We start from the raw sequence: 16,260 nt of genomic DNA on the forward strand, positions 1-16,260 counted from the left end.
GGGCCGCAAAGCGGCCCCATTGGCCCTTCGGTTTGATATAAGATAACGCCCCTCAGATTTCCCAGCCTTGCCTTGCCCCGGAGTCCCCCATGACGGCCCCTGCCGAGCTCTCGCCTACCCTTCAACTGGCCTGCGACCTGATCCGTCGCCCCTCGGTCACCCCCGTCGACGCCGATTGCCAGGCGCAGATGATGAACCGTCTGGGCGCCGTTGGTTTCCAGCTGGAGCCGATGCGCATCGAGGATGTCGACAACTTCTGGGCCACCCACGGCAACCAGGAAGGCCCGGTGCTGTGCTTTGCCGGCCACACCGACGTGGTGCCCACCGGCCCGGTCCAGCAATGGCAGCATGAACCGTTCGAGGCGCTGATCGACGCCGACGGCATGCTCTGCGGTCGTGGCGCCGCCGACATGAAGGGCAGCCTGGCGTCCATGGTCATCGCCAGCGAGCGCTTCGTGCAGGACTACCCGAACCACCGCGGCAAGGTCGCGTTTCTGATCACCAGCGACGAGGAAGGCCCGGCCCACCACGGCACCAAGGCGGTGGTCGAGCGCCTGAAAGCGCGCAACGAGCGCCTGGACTGGTGCATCGTCGGCGAACCGTCCAGCACCACCTTGCTGGGTGACGTGGTCAAGAACGGTCGCCGTGGTTCGCTGGGCGCCAAGCTGACCATACGCGGCAAACAGGGCCATGTGGCCTACCCGCATCTGGCGCGCAACCCGATCCACCTGGCCGCCCCGGCCCTGGCGGAACTGGCTGCCGAACACTGGGACGAAGGCAACGCGTTCTTCCCACCCACCAGTTTCCAGATATCCAACGTCAATTCCGGCACCGGCGCCACCAACGTGGTCCCGGGCGAGCTGACCGCGCTGTTCAACTTCCGCTTTTCCACCGAGTCCACCGTTGAAGGCCTGCAGGCGCGGGTGTCGGCGATTCTCGACAAGCATGAACTGGACTGGTCAGTCGACTGGGCATTGTCTGGCCTGCCGTTCCTGACCGAACCAGGCGAGCTGCTCGACGCCGTGGCGGCCAGCATCAAGGGTGTCACCGGCCGCGATACCCAGCCCTCCACCAGCGGCGGCACCTCCGATGGTCGCTTCATCGCAACCATGGGTACCCAGGTGGTCGAACTCGGCCCGGTCAACGCCACCATCCACCAGGTTGACGAGCGGATCCTGGCCAGCGACCTCGATCTGCTGACCGAAATCTACTACCAGACCCTGGTCCGGTTGCTCGCCTGATGCTTGCCTGCCCGCTTTGCCAGGCGCCACTGAGCCGGCTCGACAATGGTGTGGTGTGCCCAGCCGGCCACCGCTTCGACCGGGCCCGCCAGGGTTACCTGAACCTGCTGCCGGTGCAGCACAAGAACAGCCGCGACCCCGGTGACAACCAGGCCATGGTCGAGGCACGCCGCGACTTTCTCGACACCGGCCATTACGCGCCAGTCGCCCGCCGCCTGGCCGAGCTGGCCGCCGAGCGCCAGCCTGGCGCCTGGCTGGACATCGGCTGCGGCGAGGGTTACTACACCGCACAGATCGCCCAGGCCTTGCCGGCCGCCGACGGTTATGCGCTGGACATCTCTCGCGAAGCGGTCAAGCGCGCCTGCCGCCGAGCACCGGCGGTCACCTGGATGGTCGCCAGCATGGCCCGCGTGCCGCTGACCGACGCCAGCTGCCAGTTCATCGCCAGCGTTTTCAGCCCGCTGGACTGGGCCGAGGCCAAGCGTTTGCTCAGCCCCGGCGGCGGCCTGATGCGGGTCGGCCCGACCAGCGGCCACCTGATGGAACTGCGTGAAGTGCTCTACGATGAAGTACGCCCTTACGCCGACGACAAGCACCTGGCCCTGGTCCCTGAAGGCATGGCCCATGCCCACAGCGAAACCCTCGAGTTCCGCCTGCGCCTGGCCGCGCCCAAGGCTCGCGCCGACCTGCTGGCCATGACCCCACACGGCTGGCGCGCCAGCGCCGAAAAACGTGCCCGGGTGATCGACCAGCCCGAGCCGTTCGAGGTCACGGTTTCCATGCGTTATGACTATTTCGTGCGCCAAGACTGAGCACACCCGGAGCCCTTATGCGTCAACCTGATATCGAGATCTACCTGAAGGACGCCGACGTCGACCACAAGCAGATTGCCGAGTGGCTCGCCCAGGCAATCGGCCCGTGCACCGAGTGGAAGCAGAAAGGCCATACCTTCAAATGCAAGGCCGGTAACATTCCGGTCACTTGGTTACCCAAGGCTGTAGGGAAATGGAACAGCCTGTACCTGGAAAGCGACCAGACGCCGTGGGCCGATGACGTTGCCTGCGCCCGCGCCGCATTTGCCGCGCTGGGTGTGGAAGTGCGCTGCGCGCCGGGTGGCTGGGTTGAGGAAGACGGGGAAGAAGATGCTGACCGCTGGGTCCGCATCAGCGCCGACGGTGAAGAGGAAATCACCTGGCGTACGTCATGAAACGGCAGCCTTGCTCGTCTCTGTAGGAGCGGGTTTACCCGCAAACACGGGCCACGCCCGTGGCAGCCACCGTGGTGGCTGCTTCGCGGGCAAGCCCGCTCCTACGGCTTGAAACCAGAGGCTCAGAGGCCCACTACGTCTTCGGCTTGCAGGCCTTTCTGGCCCTGCACGCAGGCGTACTCCACCCGCTGCCCTTCGACCAGGGTACGATGCCCCTCACCGCGAATCGCCCGATAGTGGACGAAGACATCCGCACCACCTTCGCGCTGAATGAAGCCATAACCCTTGGCATCGTTGAACCACTTTACATTCCCAGTCTCACGAGACGACATCTGAACTACTCCGGATTTTTATTGTGAAGATCGCCTTGCAGGCATGAGGTCACCTGCCCCGTGCCAACGCCGCTTGCCGAAATATCCTGCAAGTGGCAGGCCGAGTATATGACACAGAACAAAAAAAATTGATGACGGCGCCGCCGTTGGCCGAATTTTGCTGAACTTACGCCGATACGGCAGACTAAATAGCAGAATACCCACCTGAACATCACACCCAGGGCACACACCCCATGACCCGTTCCCCCCTGCACCGCCTGATCTTCGGCGGCCTGCGTCGCCTGTTGTACCTGTGGGTGCGCTCCGAGACCATCAACCAGTCTTCCATGACCCTCAACCTCGACCGCAGCCGGCCGGTGTTCTATGCGCTGCCCTCGCCCGCGCTCACTGACCTGGCCGTGCTCGACCACGAGTGCACCAAAGCGGGGCTACCGCGCCCGGTGCTGCCGGTAGCTGTCGGCCCACTGCAGGAACCCGCCGCGTTCTTCTACCTGACCCCCGACCCGGACTGGCTCGGCCGCCAGGACAAAAGCGGCGCCCCGCCCACCCTCGAGCGCCTGGTGGCTGCCGTCAGCCAGCATGCTGAAGAAGATGCGCAGATCATTCCTGTCAGCGTGTTCTGGGGCCAGACCCCGGCCAGCGAGTCCAGCCCCTGGAAGCTGCTGTTCGCCGACAGCTGGGCGGTAACCGGGCGCCTGCGCCGGCTGCTGACCGTACTGATCCTGGGGCGCAAGACCCGGGTACAGTTCTCCGCGCCAATCCACCTGCGCGAGCTGGTGCAGCACAACAAAGGCCACGAGCGCACCGTGCGCATGGCCCAGCGCCTGATGCGCGTGCACTTTCGCAACCTCAAGACTGCCGTCATCGGCCCGGACATCTCGCACCGACGCACCCTGGTCAAAGGCCTGGTCCATGCCCCGCAAGTGCGCCAGGCGATTGCCGACGAAGCGCAGCGCGAGAACCTGCCGCTGGCCAAAGCCGAGGCCCAGGCACTGCGCTATGGCAACGAAATAGCGTCGGACTACACCTATACCGCCATCCGCTTCCTCGAAGTGGTGCTCAGCTGGTTCTGGAACAAGATCTACGACGGCATCAAGGTCAACCACATCGAACAGGTGCAGGGTATCGCCCCTGGCCATGAAGTGATCTACGTGCCGTGCCACCGCAGCCACATCGACTACCTGCTGCTGTCGTACCTGCTGTTCCGCAACGGCCTTACTCCGCCGCACGTGGCTGCAGGCATCAACCTCAACATGCCGGTGGTGGGTAACCTGCTACGCCGTGGTGGCGCCTTCTTCATGCGCCGCACGTTCAAGGGCAACCCGCTTTACACGGCGGTGTTCAATGAGTACCTGCATACCCTGTACACCAAGGGCTTCCCGGTCGAGTACTTCGTCGAAGGCGGCCGCTCGCGCACCGGGCGCATGTTGCAGCCGCGCACCGGGATGCTGGCCATTACCCTGCGCAGCTTCCTGCGTTCGTCGCGTACACCAATCGTGTTCGTGCCGGTGTACATCGGCTACGAGCGCGTGCTTGAAGGCCGTACCTACCTGGGCGAACTGCGCGGCGCCATCAAGAAGAAGGAGTCGGTGTTGGACATCTTCAAGGTGTTCGGCGCACTCAAGCAGCGCTTTGGCCAGGTCTACGTCAACTTCGGCGAACCCATCCGCCTGGCAGGTTTCCTCGACCAGCAGCAGCCCGGCTGGCGTGAACAGGATCACGGTCCGCAGTACCGGCCGGACTGGCTCAACGCCACCACCGCCCGCCTGGGAGAAACCGTGGCCCGTCACCTCAACGAGGCGGCCGCCATCAACCCGGTCAACCTGGTGGCCCTGGCACTGCTGTCCACCAGCCGCCTTGCCCTGGACGAGCGCGCCCTGACCCGCGTACTCGACCTGTACCTGGCGCTGCTGCGCCAAGTGCCCTACTCGCCGCACACCACCCTGCCCGAGGGCGACGGCCAGGCACTGATCGAACATGTGCGCAGCATGAACCTGGTGGCCGAGCAGAAGGACGCCCTGGGCCGCATCCTCTACCTGGATGAAGGCAACGCGGTGCTGATGACCTACTACCGCAACAACGTGCTGCACATCTTCGCCCTGCCGGCGCTGCTGGCCAGCTTCTTCCTCAGCAGTTCACGCATGAGCCGTGAACTGCTGGGCCAGTATGTGCACGCGCTTTACCCCTACCTACAGGCCGAACTGTTCCTGCGCTGGACGCCAGAACAGCTGGACGAGGTCATCGACCAATGGCTGGTCGCGCTGGTGGAACAGGGCCTGCTGCGCCAGGACAACGACCTGTACGTGCGCCCGGCGCCCAGCTCGCGGCAGTTCGTGTTGCTGACCCTGCTCGCCCGCACCATCACCCAGACCCTGCAGCGCTTCTACATGGCCACCTCGCTGCTGATCAACAGCGGGCAGAACAGCCTGAGCGCCGAAGCGCTGGAAGACCTGTGCGTGATGATGGCCCAGCGCCTGTCGATCCTGCACGGCCTGAACGCACCGGAGTTCTTCGACAAGACGCTGTTCCGCCACTTCATCCAGACCCTGCTCCAGCAAGGGGTGCTGCACGCCGATGCGCAAGGCAAGCTGGGTTATCACGACAAACTCGGCGAGCTGGCCGAGGGCGTGGCCAAGCGAGTGCTGTCGGCCGAGCTGCGCCTGTCGATCCGCCAGGTGGCCCTGCACCGTGACGACGGGTTGGAAACTTCGACCCTCTAACGGTTCATCGGTCGGCAAAATCCGCTAAAGTCCGTGGGGTTGGCCACAAGCCAGCTCCAAGGACACCGGAGATTCCATGAAAAAGCTCTTTATGCTGTGTTGCGCATCCCTGCTTGCAGCCTGTTCCAGCCAAACCCCACCCAACCAGGCCAGCCTGGACGGTGAAGTCTTCTACCTGCAGCGCATTGCCCTGCCGCCTGCCGCCACCCTGAGCGTGGAACTGCAGGATGTGTCGCTGATGGACGCCCCTGCCGTGACCCTGGCGCGCCAGGCCGGCCCGGTCAAAGGCAACGTGCCGCTGCCGTTCCATCTCACCTATGACCCCGCGCAGGTCAAGCCTGGCCACCGCTATGCGGTGAGCGCGCGCATCGAGCTGAATGGCAAGTTGCTGTTCATCAATACCGAACACCACGGTGTCGCGCTCGATGGCAGTGACCCGCAATCGGTACGCATCAAGGTAGACCAGGTTCGCTGATACCCGCACTTATCCGTTTACAAGGAAAGCTTCATGATCCGCACTTCCCTGCGCTTCACCACCCTGTGCGCCGGCCTGCTGCTGTCGGCCAGTGCCCTGGCCCTGTCGCTGGGCGACCTGAGCCAGAAAGACGCCACCGGCGGCCTGAAAGATGCCCTGACCCAAGGTGCGCAGTTGGCCGTCAAGCAACTGAGCACCCCAGGCGGCTTCAGCAACAACCCGGACGTGCGCATCGAGCTGCCAGGCAACCTGGGCAAAGCCGCCAAGGCGATGAAAATGTTCGGCAAGGGTGAACAGGTCGAAGCCCTGGAAACCAGCATGAACAAGGCCGCCGAGGCCGCCGTGCCGCAGGCACAGGCGATTCTGGTGGATGCCGTGAAGAACATGAGCGTGACCGACGCCAAAGGCATCCTCAGCGGCGGTGACGACTCGGCCACCCAGTACCTGAACAAAAGCAGCCGCGAGCAGATCCGCGCCAGGTTCCTGCCAATCGTCAAGCAGGCCACCGACAAGGTTGGCGTGGCCCAGCAGTACAATGCCTTCGCCGCCCAGGCCAAAGGCCTGGGGCTGGTCAAGGATGACGCCAATATCGAGAACTACGTGACCGAAAAGGCGTTGGATGGCTTGTTCGAGATGATCGGCAAACAGGAGCAGAGCATTCGCCAGAACCCGGCAGCTGCGGCTACCAGCCTGGCCAAGAAGGTCTTCGGCGCGCTGTAGGAGCGGGTTCACCCGCGAAAGGGCCGGGCCTGCTGGCCAATTTTCACCAGCCGCTCACCGTTGCTGCCGCCACCGTATTCGCGGGTAAACCCGCTCCTACACGGCGGCGGGGTTGGACACAGGCCGTCGTAGGAGCGGGTTTACCCGCGAAGGGAGGGCTAAGCCCTCCCCCTGCGGTCTTCAGCCCTTCTTCACCCTGAACCACGCCGCATACAACGCCGGCAGGAACAGCAGTGTAAGCACCGTGGCCACGATCAACCCGCCCATGATCGCCACCGCCATCGGTCCATAGAACACACTACGTGACAACGGGATCATGGCCAGCACCGCCGCCAGCGCGGTCAGCACGATCGGTCGGAAGCGCCGCACCGTAGCCTCGATGATCGCCTGCCAGCGCTCCATCCCCGCTGCGATGTCCTGCTCGATCTGGTCCACCAGGATCACCGAGTTGCGCATGATCATCCCCGCCAGGGCAATGGTGCCGAGCATGGCGACAAAGCCGAACGGCTGGCGGAACACCAGCAGGAACAGGGTCACACCGATCAGCCCCAGCGGCGCGGTGAGGAACACCATCACCGTGCGCGAGAAACTGCGCAGCTGGATCATCAGCAAGCTCAGGACTACCACGATGAACAGTGGCATGCCGGCATTCACCGATTTCTGCCCACGTTCGGAGTCCTCCACCGTGCCACCCACCTCAAGCAGGTAACCATCAGGCAGCTTGGCGCGGATTTCCTGCAGGGTCGGCAGAATCTGCTTCACCAGCGTCGCCGGCTGCTCCTGATCGTAGATATCGGCACGCACGGTCACCGTCGGCAAGCGGTTGCGGTGCCAGATAATGCCTTCTTCAAAGCCGTACTCCAGGGTCGCCACCTGCGACAGCGCCACGCTCTGGCCATTGTCGGTGGGCAACGCCAGGCTACCCAGGTTGCCCAGCTCGCTGCGTTCCTGCCGGGTGCCGCGCAGCAGGATCTCGATCAGTTCGTTGTCCTCGCGGTACTGGCTGACCGTGGTACCGATCAGCGAGCTTTGCAGGAAGCTGGCCAGGTGCGAAGTGCTCACGCCCAGCGCACGGGCGCGGTCCTGGTCGATTTCGAGGAACACCGCCTTGCTGGGCTCCTCCCAGTCCAGGTGCACGTTCACCACATGCGGGTTCTCGCGCACCTTGTCAGCCACTTCACGGGCCAGTGCGCGGGCCTTCTCGATATGCTCGCCAGTGACCCGGAACTGCACCGGGTAGCCCACGGGTGGGCCATTTTCCAGACGCGTGACCCGCGCGCGCAGGTCAGGGAACTGCTGGTCCACCGTGCTGATCAGCCAACTGCGCAGGCGTTCGCGGTCTTCCATCGACTTGGCCAGCACCACGAACTGGGCGAAGCTGGCTGCCGGCAGTTGCTGGTCCAGCGGCAGGTAGAAGCGCGGCGAGCCGGTGCCCACATAGGCCACGTAGTTGTCGATACCGCCCTGCTGCTTGAGCAGCGCCTCCAGTTGCTTGACCCGCTCGGCGGTATTGGCCAGCGAGGCGCCTTCGGCCAGCTTCAGGTCAACCATCAGTTCCGGGCGCCCGGAAGCCGGGAAGAACTGCTGGGGTACGAAGCGGAACAGCAGGAGGCTGCCGACAAAAGCGGCAACGGTCAGCAGGATTACCGTCTTGCGCCGCCGTACGCACCATTCCACCAGCCGTCGCACGCGCTGGTAGAACGGGGTGGCGTAGGGGTCTGGCGCATGGCCGTCCTTGCCATGGCGCGCGGCATGCAGCTTGGCCAGGTCGGGTAGCAGGCGCTCACCCAGGTAAGGCACGAACACCACGGCCGCCACCCAAGAGGTCAGCAAAGCGATGGTGACCACCTGGAAGATCGACCGGGTATATTCGCCGGTGCTGGAGGCCGCGGTGGCAATCGGCAGAAAGCCCGCTGCCGTGATCAGCGTCCCGGTGAGCATCGGGAAGGCCGTACTCGTCCAGGCATAGCTGGCTGCCTTGAGGCGGTCATAGCCCTGCTCCATCTTGATCGCCATCATCTCCACAGCAATGATCGCGTCGTCCACCAGCAAGCCCAAGGCCAGCACCAGCGCGCCAAGGGAAATCTTGTGCAGGCCGATGCCGAAGTAATGCATGGCGGCAAAGGTCATGGCCAACACCAGCGGAATGGCCAGCGCCACCACCAGGCCAGTGCGCAGGCCCAGCGAGAAGAAGCTCACCAGCAGCACAATGACCAACGCCTCGACCAGCACCTGCACGAACTCGCCCACACCGGCCTTGACCGCCGCCGGTTGATCCGAAACCTTGCGCAGCGCCATGCCGGCAGGCAGGTTATGCGCCAGGCGCTCGAACTCGCCTTCCAGGGCCTTGCCCAGTACCAGGATGTCGCCACCGTCTTTCATCGAAACCGCCAGGCCAATGGCATCCTCGCCCATGAAGCGCATGCGCGGTGCAGGTGGGTCGTTGAAGCCACGGTGCACCTCGGCGACATCACCAATCCGGAAGGTGCGATCCCCCACGCGAATGGGGAACTGGCGGATCTGCTCGACACTGTCGAAACGCCCGCTCACGCGCAGTTGCAAGCGCTCGCTGGGCGTCTCGAAGAAACCGGCGGTGCTCACCGCGTTCTGTTCTTGCAGCGCCTTCTGCACGGCTTCCAGGGGCACGCCGAGGGTGGCCAGCTTGAGGTTGGACAGCTCGATCCAGACTTTCTCGTCCTGCAGGCCGATCAGCTCGACCTTGCCCACATCCTTGACCCGCTGCAGCTGGATCTGGATACGGTCGGCGTAGTCCTTGAGCACCGCATAGTCAAAGCCTTCGCCAGTCAGCGCATAGATATTGCCGAAGGTGGTGCCGAACTCGTCGTTGAAGAACGGGCCCTGGATCTCCGGCGGCAAGGTGTGGCGAATGTCCGCAACCTTCTTGCGGATCTGGTACCACAACGCGGGGATGTCCTTGGAGTGCAGCGAGTCACGGGCCATGAAAGTAACCTGCGATTCGCCGGGGCGAGAGAACGAGACGATTCTCTCGTACTCACCGGTTTCCATCAGCTTCTTTTCGATGCGCTCGGTCACCTGTCGCGACACTTCTTCAGCGCTGGCGCCTGGCCACAGGGTGCGGATGACCATGGCCTTGAAGGTGAATGGCGGATCCTCGCTCTGGCCAAGCTTGGTGTACGACATGGCGCCAATGACCGCCAGCAGGATCATCAGGAACAGGACGATCTGGCGGTTGCGCAGCGCCCAGGCAGAAAGGTTGAAACCCATCGGGACTTACTCCTTGGCCGTCAGGTTCACTACACGGTTGCTGCGGTCAACGGGGCGTACCTCCTGGCCCTCGCGCAGTACATGGCCACCAGCGGCAACCACCCAGTCACCCGGGTCCAGGCCTTCGAGCACCGGCACACTGTCGCTGCCATAAGCCCCCAGGCGCACGGTCGCCCGCTCCAGGCGGCTTTCCTTGTTCACCCGCCAGACATAGGCCTGACCGTTTTCCGCCGTCACGGCCGACAGCGGTACCGCCAGCGGGATCAGCCCGTCCTTGGCGATGAACACCCGGGCGCTCTGGCCCAGTTCAGCCGGTACGGCGGACGTGGTAAAGGCGATGCGCGCCGCGAACGTGCGCGAACGCGGGTCGGCGGCCGGTGACAGCTCGCGAATGCGCCCCTGGAAACGCGCCTGCGGGTGCGACCACAACTCCACGCTCACCGGTTGGCCCACAGCGAAGCGGGCGAACTGCTGCTCCGGCAGGCCGATGGCCACTTCTCGCTCGCCATCGGCGGCAAGGGTGAAAACGGTCTGCCCGGCGGCGACCACCTGGCCCACTTCAACCTGGCGCTTAGCAATCACCCCGGCCTGCGGCGCACGCAATACGGCATATTCGGCCTGGTTGCCCGCCACATCGAACTCGGCCTTGGCCTGCTTCAGACGGGCAAGGCCGGCGCGGTAGAGGTTTTCGGCGTTGTCGAACTGGGAGTGGCTGACCATCTGCCGTTCCAGCAGCTTCTGGTAGCGGTCGCGCTCGGCGCGCACCAATGCCAGGTTGGCCTCGGCAGCCGCCAGCTGGGCGCGATTGGCTTCAAGTTGCAGGCGCACGTCCTGCGGGTCCAGCTCGGCCAGCGACTGGTCGGCCTTGACCCGCTGCCCCTCCTCCACCAGGCGCTTGCTGACCTTGCCGCCAATGCGGAAGGCCAGCTCCGGCTCGAAGCGCGCGCGCACTTCGCCGGGGTAACTGTCGGCAGCGGCTTCGGCCGGCTGTGGCTGCACCACCAGCGCCGGGCGCGGCGCGGCGGGTGGGGCGGCTTCCTGACCACACGCCGCCAGAAGCAGGGCAGCGGCGGCGGGCAGAGCGATGGACAAGGCATGGCGCAACATGATGAATCCTTTCGCGGAGTGCACATTTAATATTTGTACTGACTGGCATATTAAATCAGCGCAACGATGCCGGGAAGGGCATGCGCTGGCTTTTCGACGACCTGGCTGGAGCCCTCTGGCGCCGGTGAGATCAAGCGGCGGCTGAACGCACACCCTGTCGATCAACTGAACGCTGGCAGGCCGCAGGTAAATGTGAGCTAGGTTTAGCCGTATCGCGGCTGACCCGTTAAGATGGGGATTCTTAAACCAGATGCAGACCACAATGCTCAACGACGCACCCATCGGCCCGGGCCGGCCCAAGGACCTGGCCAAGCGCGAGGCGATCCTCGAAGCGGCCAAGGCGCTGTTCCTCAGCCTTGGCTATGCCAACACCAGCATGGATGCGGTCGCTGCGGCGGCAGGTGTTTCAAAACTCACCGTGTACAGCCACTTCACCGACAAGCAGACCCTGTTCTGCTCGGCGGTCATGGCCACCTGCCAGATCCAGTTGCCTGATCTGCTGTTCGAGTATCCCGAGGGGGTACCGGTGGAAGACGTGCTGCTGACCATTGCCCGTAACTTCCAGACGCTTATCAGCAGTGACGAAGCGATCAAGCTCAGCCGCCTGATCATGGCCCAGGGCAGCCTGGACCCGAGTTTTGGCGAGTACTTCTACGAGGCCGGGCCCAAGCGCGTGCTCGCAGGCATGGAAGCGCTACTGCGCGGGGCACATGAGCGCGGACTGCTGCGCATCGACAACCCATTGAGGGCGGCGGAGCATTTCTTCTGCCTGGTCAAGGGGGCGCCAGATTACCGCTTGCTGCTGGGCTGTGCGGGGCCGCTGGAAGGCGATGAAGCCGAGGCGCATGTGCGCGAGGTGGTAAAAGTGTTCTTACGGGCGTTTAGGGACTGAGAAAAATCTTCATTAATACTTTTTCAATCACTCACTAGCCAAACTTCTGCCTTCTGCCTTCTACGTAAGTGCACGCAGAAGGCAGCTGATATAGAGCTCATCACACCCAAGCCATTTATGCGGGACGCCTTCTGATCTCTGCTATTAACGCGGCTTGAATCATTAGGTCTCGCGAGGATCCCGCTGCGGACATACGAGCATTAACCGCATCCAAATCACTTAAAAGATCTTTCAAATCACGCGCTTTGATTTCACTTTCGAGCGAGTCCTTGTGTACATTCAACGATTGAGCATAGCGCTTTCCGGCTTCAACATCCGGACCTGAATCATGCGATTGGAAGAATACTTTCTTGCTTTCTGAAGATGTTCTCGCAGGTGCGTTAAACTGCGCAAACAAACGACGCTGCTCAGCGATTTCGTGCGAATTGAATAATGACTCAAATGAAACATCCTCTCCAACCCCTGCTCTACTCTCTGGTATGATACGATCAGCCCCATTACGCTTATAGATTCTTTCCTTCGACACTAGAGAGTTAGACTCCATTACTTTCTGCACGGGTCTATTTGGCCTTGATTGTTTTCTTTGAATTGTCACCCTAACTCCAGCATGCCCCGTCGGGTCAATACGGTTCACAGGATCTCCCACACAATACGCATACGCATTAAAACTACCTGCACCGAATGGGCTCCAACTGTCCGGGCTGCAAAAGCGCATCATGAGCGGGCTGAATTGCCTGTAACCATTCCCCAGATGGTAAAGCCCCGAACTCGCATCCAGCCGCTCGCCACTGAAGGCAAGCAACGACAGCAAGCCGCTACCCTGATTGTGATGCCCATAGGGCGAGTAAGCCTGTGATTCCAGGCGTTTCTTTTCATAAATGAATAGGACCGAGCGCTGCTGGTCGGATGCCGCCAGCATGCTGGACAAGCCCGAGGACTGGTGATCTTTCTGAGCCAGCGCCAGGCCATTAGCCTGAAAGAAACGCCAGCGGGCATCGCCATTCAATTCAGCAACTATCTTGCCGTTACAGTAAAAAAACTGGCGGCCAGCTTGCCGGGCATAAGGAGCAGGCGACATGAACATTACCCTCCATCAGGATCAAATGTCCGTTAGGATCGCGCCCTTAGCCAACTAATGACTACTGGCAGAAATAACAGGTCATTGTAGGAGCAGGTTTAACGCGCAGGAGACGACGCAGTGGATGGCACCGGCGTTGCCGGTGTTCGCGGCTAAAGCCGCTCCTACAATCGTGCTAGCCGGCCAGATAGGGGCAGGTCAGGCCTTCAAGGCCTTCTTCGGGTAGATGTCATACCGGCTCGACTTGCCTTCCAGGCTATGGCTCGGCTTCGGCCCGTCGATGATCGGTGCTTTGCGCGGCCGCTTCACCACCACCCGGTGGCTGGCCAGCGCCAGGGCGGCTTCGAGCAGCGCCGGGGCATCCAGGTCATCGCCCACCAAAGGCCGGAACACGCGCATTTCCTTTTTCACCAGGGCGCTCTTGTCGCGGTGCGGGAACATCGGGTCGAGGTAGATCACCTGCGGCGCCTCCCCTTCCCAGGCACGCATGCGCTCGATGGCGTTGCCGGTCAGCAGGCGCATGCGCCCGACAATCGGGCCCACCTCTTCATCCGCTCGCGCCCGCGCCAGGCCGTCCTCCAGCAGCGCGGCAATCAGCGGCTGGCGCTCGATCAGGGTCATCTGGCAGCCAAGGCTGGCCAGCACGAACGCGTCCTTGCCCAGCCCCGCCGTGGCATCCAGCACCTGCGGCCGGATACCTTGGGCAATGCCCACAGCCTTGGCGATCATCTGCCCGTTGCCACCGCCAAACTGGCGGCGATGCGCAGCCTGGCCTTCGACGAAGTCTACACGCACCGGCCCGGGCGCCTGCGGGCCCAGTTGCTGAATCTGCAAGCCGTCGGCGCCCACCTGCACAGCGAAGGCGGCGGTATCGTCCTGCAGCGGCAGGCCCAGGCGTTCAGCCCACGCCCTGGCCTGTTGCGCATACTCAGCTGTCATCGCCTCGACCCTGATACCCGTGCCTTGCTCTTCCATCGTTCACACCCGAAAAATCAAACCAAGCCCTTAATGAATCGGCAGCCACGGCCGATACAGGCAATATCCCGCTATTCTGCCAGAGCACAGCGCGCACGACTGCCATGTCAGATACTCTTCCCATCGGCTTGACCTATTTGTCGCCTGTCGGCAACTACAGTCAGCACAACACCCAGGCACTCGGGGGCGTCAGCCACCTGTGGCAGGATTTCTTTGCCCGAGCGATGGCCGAGCAGCATGAAGAGCCCGTAGACGGCATCAGCCAGTCGTTCGTGCAGTACGACCAGGACAGCGGCGAACCCATCGGCGGGGCCCGTGCACTGGCGTTGATCGACGCCCAGCGCGCCTGCCCGGTGCACGACACCATCGTGGCGCCGCCCGAACCGTTGTTTCTGCCCAAGGCCGAGCTTGAAGCCAAGCTGCTGCCGCCCGCCCCCGAGCCGTTCAGCGCCATGGAACTGATCGAGCAACAGCGCCAGCTCGACATCAACAACAGCTGGCTGCGCCCGGTGGTGATGAACCAGGGTCAGCCGATCGCCGAACCCGGCCCTGGCCCCACGCCGCGGTCGCTGTTCCTGCCCATCGCCGAGCTGGAAAGCAACCTGCTGGACCCGGCCCCGGAACCGTTCGACGACGCCACACTGGCCAAGCAGCAGAATGACCTGGCGTTCGACATCCACTGGGCGCGCCCAGTGGTGCTGAACAACGTGCGCGCGTACGCCTGAAGCTAACGACAGATCTGCCAGCGCCCCATGTCCAGATGGAAGTGGTTGCGGTGCGCAGCGTTGTAGTCCGGCCCCAGTACCGTGCTGAAGCTCTCGCAAGCTGCCCGCTGCACCCGGTGCAGGAATTCCGCCTTCTGTCCACCTGCCTGCCAGTCACGCGCCAGAATAATGCGCTGGCCGTCCTTCAGGCGAAATCCGCTGATGTCCAGCGCATTGGCCGTAGCGTGCTGGCTCAAACGGCCCTGCTTGCGGTGGTAGACGTTGCGGCAGGCAAAGCTGCCCAGGTGATCGACCTGCGTCACCGCTTGCCCAAACACCTCCTGCGCCGCCGGCTGCAAGCCATGGTTCTCGAACAGTGCATAGGCCACCACCAGCGGGCAACTGGCCAGAAAGCTGCTGCTCAGCCGCGCCTGGCCGCCTTCGATGCGCCATACGTTCTGCAGCGGGCAGTTGGCCGACGCCGGGCTGTCGGCTTGTGCCCGGTAACGCAGGTGGCTGGTTTCCAGCGCCTGGCGGCACAGCGCTGGGTCATCGCGCAGGCGCGACAGTTTGTAGGGGGTCAGCAGGTTGGGCGGCTGGCGTACGTCCAGCGGCGCCCAGGGGTTCCATGCGGCAGGCAGGCGCCAGCCGAAGTGCCAGGCCAGGCCGGCCACCGTCAGCAGGCTGGCCAGTAGCGCCAGCAATGCCCTCATCAGCGGCGGAACAGGTCGTTCAGTTGGGCAAACGGCATGGCCTGCTCACCGTAGCCGAACGTGCCCTCATCGCGAATTTCCTGCGCGGCCCGGTAGAAGGCCCCGAGTGCAGCACGGGCCAGCGACGAGCCAACGCTGACGCGGCGCACGCCCAGGTCCTGCAACTGGTTGACACTCAGCGGCACGCCCGCCATGCCCATCAGCACATTCACAGGGCGCGGTGCGACTGCCTGCACCACGGCACGGACTTCCTCCACGGTGCGCAGCCCGGGGGCGTAGAGCACGTCGGCACCGGCTTCGGCATAGGCTTGCAGGCGCAGGATGGTGTCGTCGAGGTCCATGCGCCCGTGCAGCAGGTTTTCTGCACGGGCGCACAAGGTGAACGGGAATGGCAGGCTTCGCGCAGCCTGCACGGCAGCGCGCACGCGTTCCACAGCCAGCCCGAAGTCATAGATGGGCGCATCACTGCGGCCGCTGGCATCTTCGATGGAACCGCCCACCAGGCCAATTTCGGCGGCACGCAGAATGGTCTGGGCACAGTCTTCGGGCAAGTCGCCAAAGCCGTTTTCCAGATCGGCGGCCACCGGCAGCGCGGTGGCATCGACGATCTCGCCGGCATTGTCCAGCGTATCGTCCAGGCTCAAGGCGCCTTCGGCGTCCGGCCGGCCAAGGCTGAAGGCCAGGCCTGCACTGGTGGTAGCCAGCGCCTCGAAACCCAGGCTGGCGAGCAACTTGGCGGAGCCGGCATCCCACGGGTTGGGGATGACGAACGCGCCGTCGCGCGCGTGTAACGCCTTGAAGGCCTCAGCTCGCAGGGTTTGCACATCCATGGTTCAACCTCCGGCAGTCA

The 16,260-nt window shown here is 63.5% G+C and carries 15 protein-coding genes; 8 read left to right on the forward strand and 7 right to left on the reverse strand.

Going from position 1 to position 16,260, the window contains the following annotated elements; all coding sequences use genetic code 11:
- The first annotated feature begins 89 nt into the window (after nucleotides 1-89).
- The 3 genes from dapE to ACF8Q6_RS16815 are packed head-to-tail and all read left to right on the forward strand — an operon-like array spanning nucleotide 90 to nucleotide 2,448.
- The gene (gene dapE, locus ACF8Q6_RS16805) at nucleotides 90-1,241 is read left to right on the forward strand and encodes a succinyl-diaminopimelate desuccinylase (RefSeq protein WP_392494443.1); all 1,152 of its coding nucleotides are present in this window, start codon (nucleotides 90-92) and stop codon (nucleotides 1,239-1,241) included.
- Nucleotides 1,241-2,053, forward strand: coding sequence for a putative RNA methyltransferase (locus tag ACF8Q6_RS16810; protein WP_392494445.1), 813 nt, complete (start codon nucleotides 1,241-1,243; stop codon nucleotides 2,051-2,053). Before dapE ends, ACF8Q6_RS16810 begins: the two co-directional genes overlap by 1 nt.
- A 17-nt stretch (nucleotides 2,054-2,070) precedes the next feature.
- Entirely contained in the window at nucleotides 2,071-2,448 is a 378-nt protein-coding gene (locus ACF8Q6_RS16815) for a hypothetical protein (RefSeq protein ID WP_012053554.1), read from the forward strand.
- A 122-nt stretch (nucleotides 2,449-2,570) separates the two neighbouring features.
- Here the strand turns inward: ACF8Q6_RS16815 and ACF8Q6_RS16820 are convergent, their stop codons facing one another.
- Complete coding sequence (locus ACF8Q6_RS16820) at nucleotides 2,571-2,780, reverse strand: cold-shock protein (RefSeq protein ID WP_003252255.1); 210 nt, start codon at nucleotides 2,778-2,780, stop codon at nucleotides 2,571-2,573.
- Nucleotides 2,781-3,013: 233 nt separating this feature from the next.
- Here ACF8Q6_RS16820 and plsB point away from each other — a divergent pair, with 233 nt between their 5' ends.
- From plsB to ACF8Q6_RS16835, 3 genes are all read left to right on the forward strand, one after another.
- The gene (gene plsB / locus ACF8Q6_RS16825; protein WP_392494448.1) at nucleotides 3,014-5,500 is read left to right on the forward strand and encodes a glycerol-3-phosphate 1-O-acyltransferase PlsB; all 2,487 of its coding nucleotides are present in this window, start codon (nucleotides 3,014-3,016) and stop codon (nucleotides 5,498-5,500) included.
- Between the two features lie 76 nt (nucleotides 5,501-5,576).
- Nucleotides 5,577-5,975: a YbaY family lipoprotein gene (locus ACF8Q6_RS16830; RefSeq protein WP_003252249.1), complete on the forward strand. Its 399-nt coding sequence runs from the start codon at nucleotides 5,577-5,579 to the stop codon at nucleotides 5,973-5,975.
- A gap of 33 nt (nucleotides 5,976-6,008) precedes the next feature.
- Entirely contained in the window at nucleotides 6,009-6,695 is a 687-nt protein-coding gene (locus ACF8Q6_RS16835) for a DUF4197 domain-containing protein (RefSeq protein WP_161774680.1), read from the forward strand.
- A 180-nt stretch (nucleotides 6,696-6,875) separates the two neighbouring features.
- Here ACF8Q6_RS16835 and ACF8Q6_RS16840 read toward each other — a convergent pair whose 3' ends face one another.
- Both ACF8Q6_RS16840 and ACF8Q6_RS16845 read right to left on the reverse strand, forming a co-directional pair.
- Complete coding sequence (locus ACF8Q6_RS16840) at nucleotides 6,876-9,941, reverse strand: efflux RND transporter permease subunit (protein ID WP_392492794.1); 3,066 nt, start codon at nucleotides 9,939-9,941, stop codon at nucleotides 6,876-6,878.
- A 6-nt stretch (nucleotides 9,942-9,947) separates the two neighbouring features.
- The gene (locus ACF8Q6_RS16845; RefSeq protein WP_392492795.1) at nucleotides 9,948-11,048 is read right to left on the reverse strand and encodes an efflux RND transporter periplasmic adaptor subunit; all 1,101 of its coding nucleotides are present in this window, start codon (nucleotides 11,046-11,048) and stop codon (nucleotides 9,948-9,950) included.
- Nucleotides 11,049-11,298: 250 nt separating this feature from the next.
- Here ACF8Q6_RS16845 and ACF8Q6_RS16850 point away from each other — a divergent pair, with 250 nt between their 5' ends.
- On the forward strand, nucleotides 11,299-11,940 hold the full coding sequence (locus tag ACF8Q6_RS16850) for a TetR/AcrR family transcriptional regulator (RefSeq protein WP_392492797.1): 642 nt from the start codon (nucleotides 11,299-11,301) through the stop codon (nucleotides 11,938-11,940).
- A 115-nt stretch (nucleotides 11,941-12,055) separates the two neighbouring features.
- Here the strand turns inward: ACF8Q6_RS16850 and ACF8Q6_RS16855 are convergent, their stop codons facing one another.
- Together ACF8Q6_RS16855 and ACF8Q6_RS16860 are read right to left on the reverse strand one after the other, a co-directional pair.
- On the reverse strand, nucleotides 12,056-13,018 hold the full coding sequence (locus tag ACF8Q6_RS16855) for an RHS repeat-associated core domain-containing protein (RefSeq protein WP_392492798.1): 963 nt from the start codon (nucleotides 13,016-13,018) through the stop codon (nucleotides 12,056-12,058).
- A gap of 198 nt (nucleotides 13,019-13,216) precedes the next feature.
- Nucleotides 13,217-13,993, reverse strand: coding sequence for a class I SAM-dependent methyltransferase (locus tag ACF8Q6_RS16860; RefSeq protein WP_019752421.1), 777 nt, complete (start codon nucleotides 13,991-13,993; stop codon nucleotides 13,217-13,219).
- Nucleotides 13,994-14,097: 104 nt separating this feature from the next.
- Here ACF8Q6_RS16860 and ACF8Q6_RS16865 point away from each other — a divergent pair, with 104 nt between their 5' ends.
- A complete protein-coding gene (locus ACF8Q6_RS16865) occupies nucleotides 14,098-14,718 on the forward strand; it encodes an energy transducer TonB (protein WP_392492800.1) in 621 nt (206 codons plus the stop codon).
- Nucleotides 14,719-14,720: 2 nt separating this feature from the next.
- Here ACF8Q6_RS16865 and ACF8Q6_RS16870 read toward each other — a convergent pair whose 3' ends face one another.
- Complete coding sequence (locus ACF8Q6_RS16870) at nucleotides 14,721-15,410, reverse strand: extensin family protein (RefSeq protein WP_392492801.1); 690 nt, start codon at nucleotides 15,408-15,410, stop codon at nucleotides 14,721-14,723.
- The gene (locus ACF8Q6_RS16875; RefSeq protein ID WP_392492802.1) at nucleotides 15,410-16,240 is read right to left on the reverse strand and encodes an oxaloacetate decarboxylase; all 831 of its coding nucleotides are present in this window, start codon (nucleotides 16,238-16,240) and stop codon (nucleotides 15,410-15,412) included. Before ACF8Q6_RS16875 ends, ACF8Q6_RS16870 begins: the two co-directional genes overlap by 1 nt.
- Nucleotides 16,241-16,260: the final 20 nt, after the last annotated feature.

The organism is Pseudomonas sp. GLN_2 (assembly GCF_043106005.1).
Classification (GTDB): domain Bacteria; phylum Pseudomonadota; class Gammaproteobacteria; order Pseudomonadales; family Pseudomonadaceae; genus Aquipseudomonas; species Aquipseudomonas alloputida.

Coding starts and splice junctions, on each gene's coding strand:
- dapE (WP_392494443.1), top strand. CDS start 90: ATGACGGCCCCTGCCGAGCTCTCGCCTACCCTTCAACTGGCCTGCGAC.
- ACF8Q6_RS16810 (WP_392494445.1), top strand. CDS start 1,241: ATGCTTGCCTGCCCGCTTTGCCAGGCGCCACTGAGCCGGCTCGACAAT.
- ACF8Q6_RS16815 (WP_012053554.1), top strand. CDS start 2,071: ATGCGTCAACCTGATATCGAGATCTACCTGAAGGACGCCGACGTCGAC.
- ACF8Q6_RS16820 (WP_003252255.1), bottom strand. CDS start 2,780: ATGTCGTCTCGTGAGACTGGGAATGTAAAGTGGTTCAACGATGCCAAG.
- plsB (WP_392494448.1), top strand. CDS start 3,014: ATGACCCGTTCCCCCCTGCACCGCCTGATCTTCGGCGGCCTGCGTCGC.
- ACF8Q6_RS16830 (WP_003252249.1), top strand. CDS start 5,577: ATGAAAAAGCTCTTTATGCTGTGTTGCGCATCCCTGCTTGCAGCCTGT.
- ACF8Q6_RS16835 (WP_161774680.1), top strand. CDS start 6,009: ATGATCCGCACTTCCCTGCGCTTCACCACCCTGTGCGCCGGCCTGCTG.
- ACF8Q6_RS16840 (WP_392492794.1), bottom strand. CDS start 9,941: ATGGGTTTCAACCTTTCTGCCTGGGCGCTGCGCAACCGCCAGATCGTC.
- ACF8Q6_RS16845 (WP_392492795.1), bottom strand. CDS start 11,048: ATGTTGCGCCATGCCTTGTCCATCGCTCTGCCCGCCGCCGCTGCCCTG.
- ACF8Q6_RS16850 (WP_392492797.1), top strand. CDS start 11,299: ATGCAGACCACAATGCTCAACGACGCACCCATCGGCCCGGGCCGGCCC.
- ACF8Q6_RS16855 (WP_392492798.1), bottom strand. CDS start 13,018: ATGTCGCCTGCTCCTTATGCCCGGCAAGCTGGCCGCCAGTTTTTTTAC.
- ACF8Q6_RS16860 (WP_019752421.1), bottom strand. CDS start 13,993: ATGGAAGAGCAAGGCACGGGTATCAGGGTCGAGGCGATGACAGCTGAG.
- ACF8Q6_RS16865 (WP_392492800.1), top strand. CDS start 14,098: ATGTCAGATACTCTTCCCATCGGCTTGACCTATTTGTCGCCTGTCGGC.
- ACF8Q6_RS16870 (WP_392492801.1), bottom strand. CDS start 15,410: ATGAGGGCATTGCTGGCGCTACTGGCCAGCCTGCTGACGGTGGCCGGC.
- ACF8Q6_RS16875 (WP_392492802.1), bottom strand. CDS start 16,240: ATGGATGTGCAAACCCTGCGAGCTGAGGCCTTCAAGGCGTTACACGCG.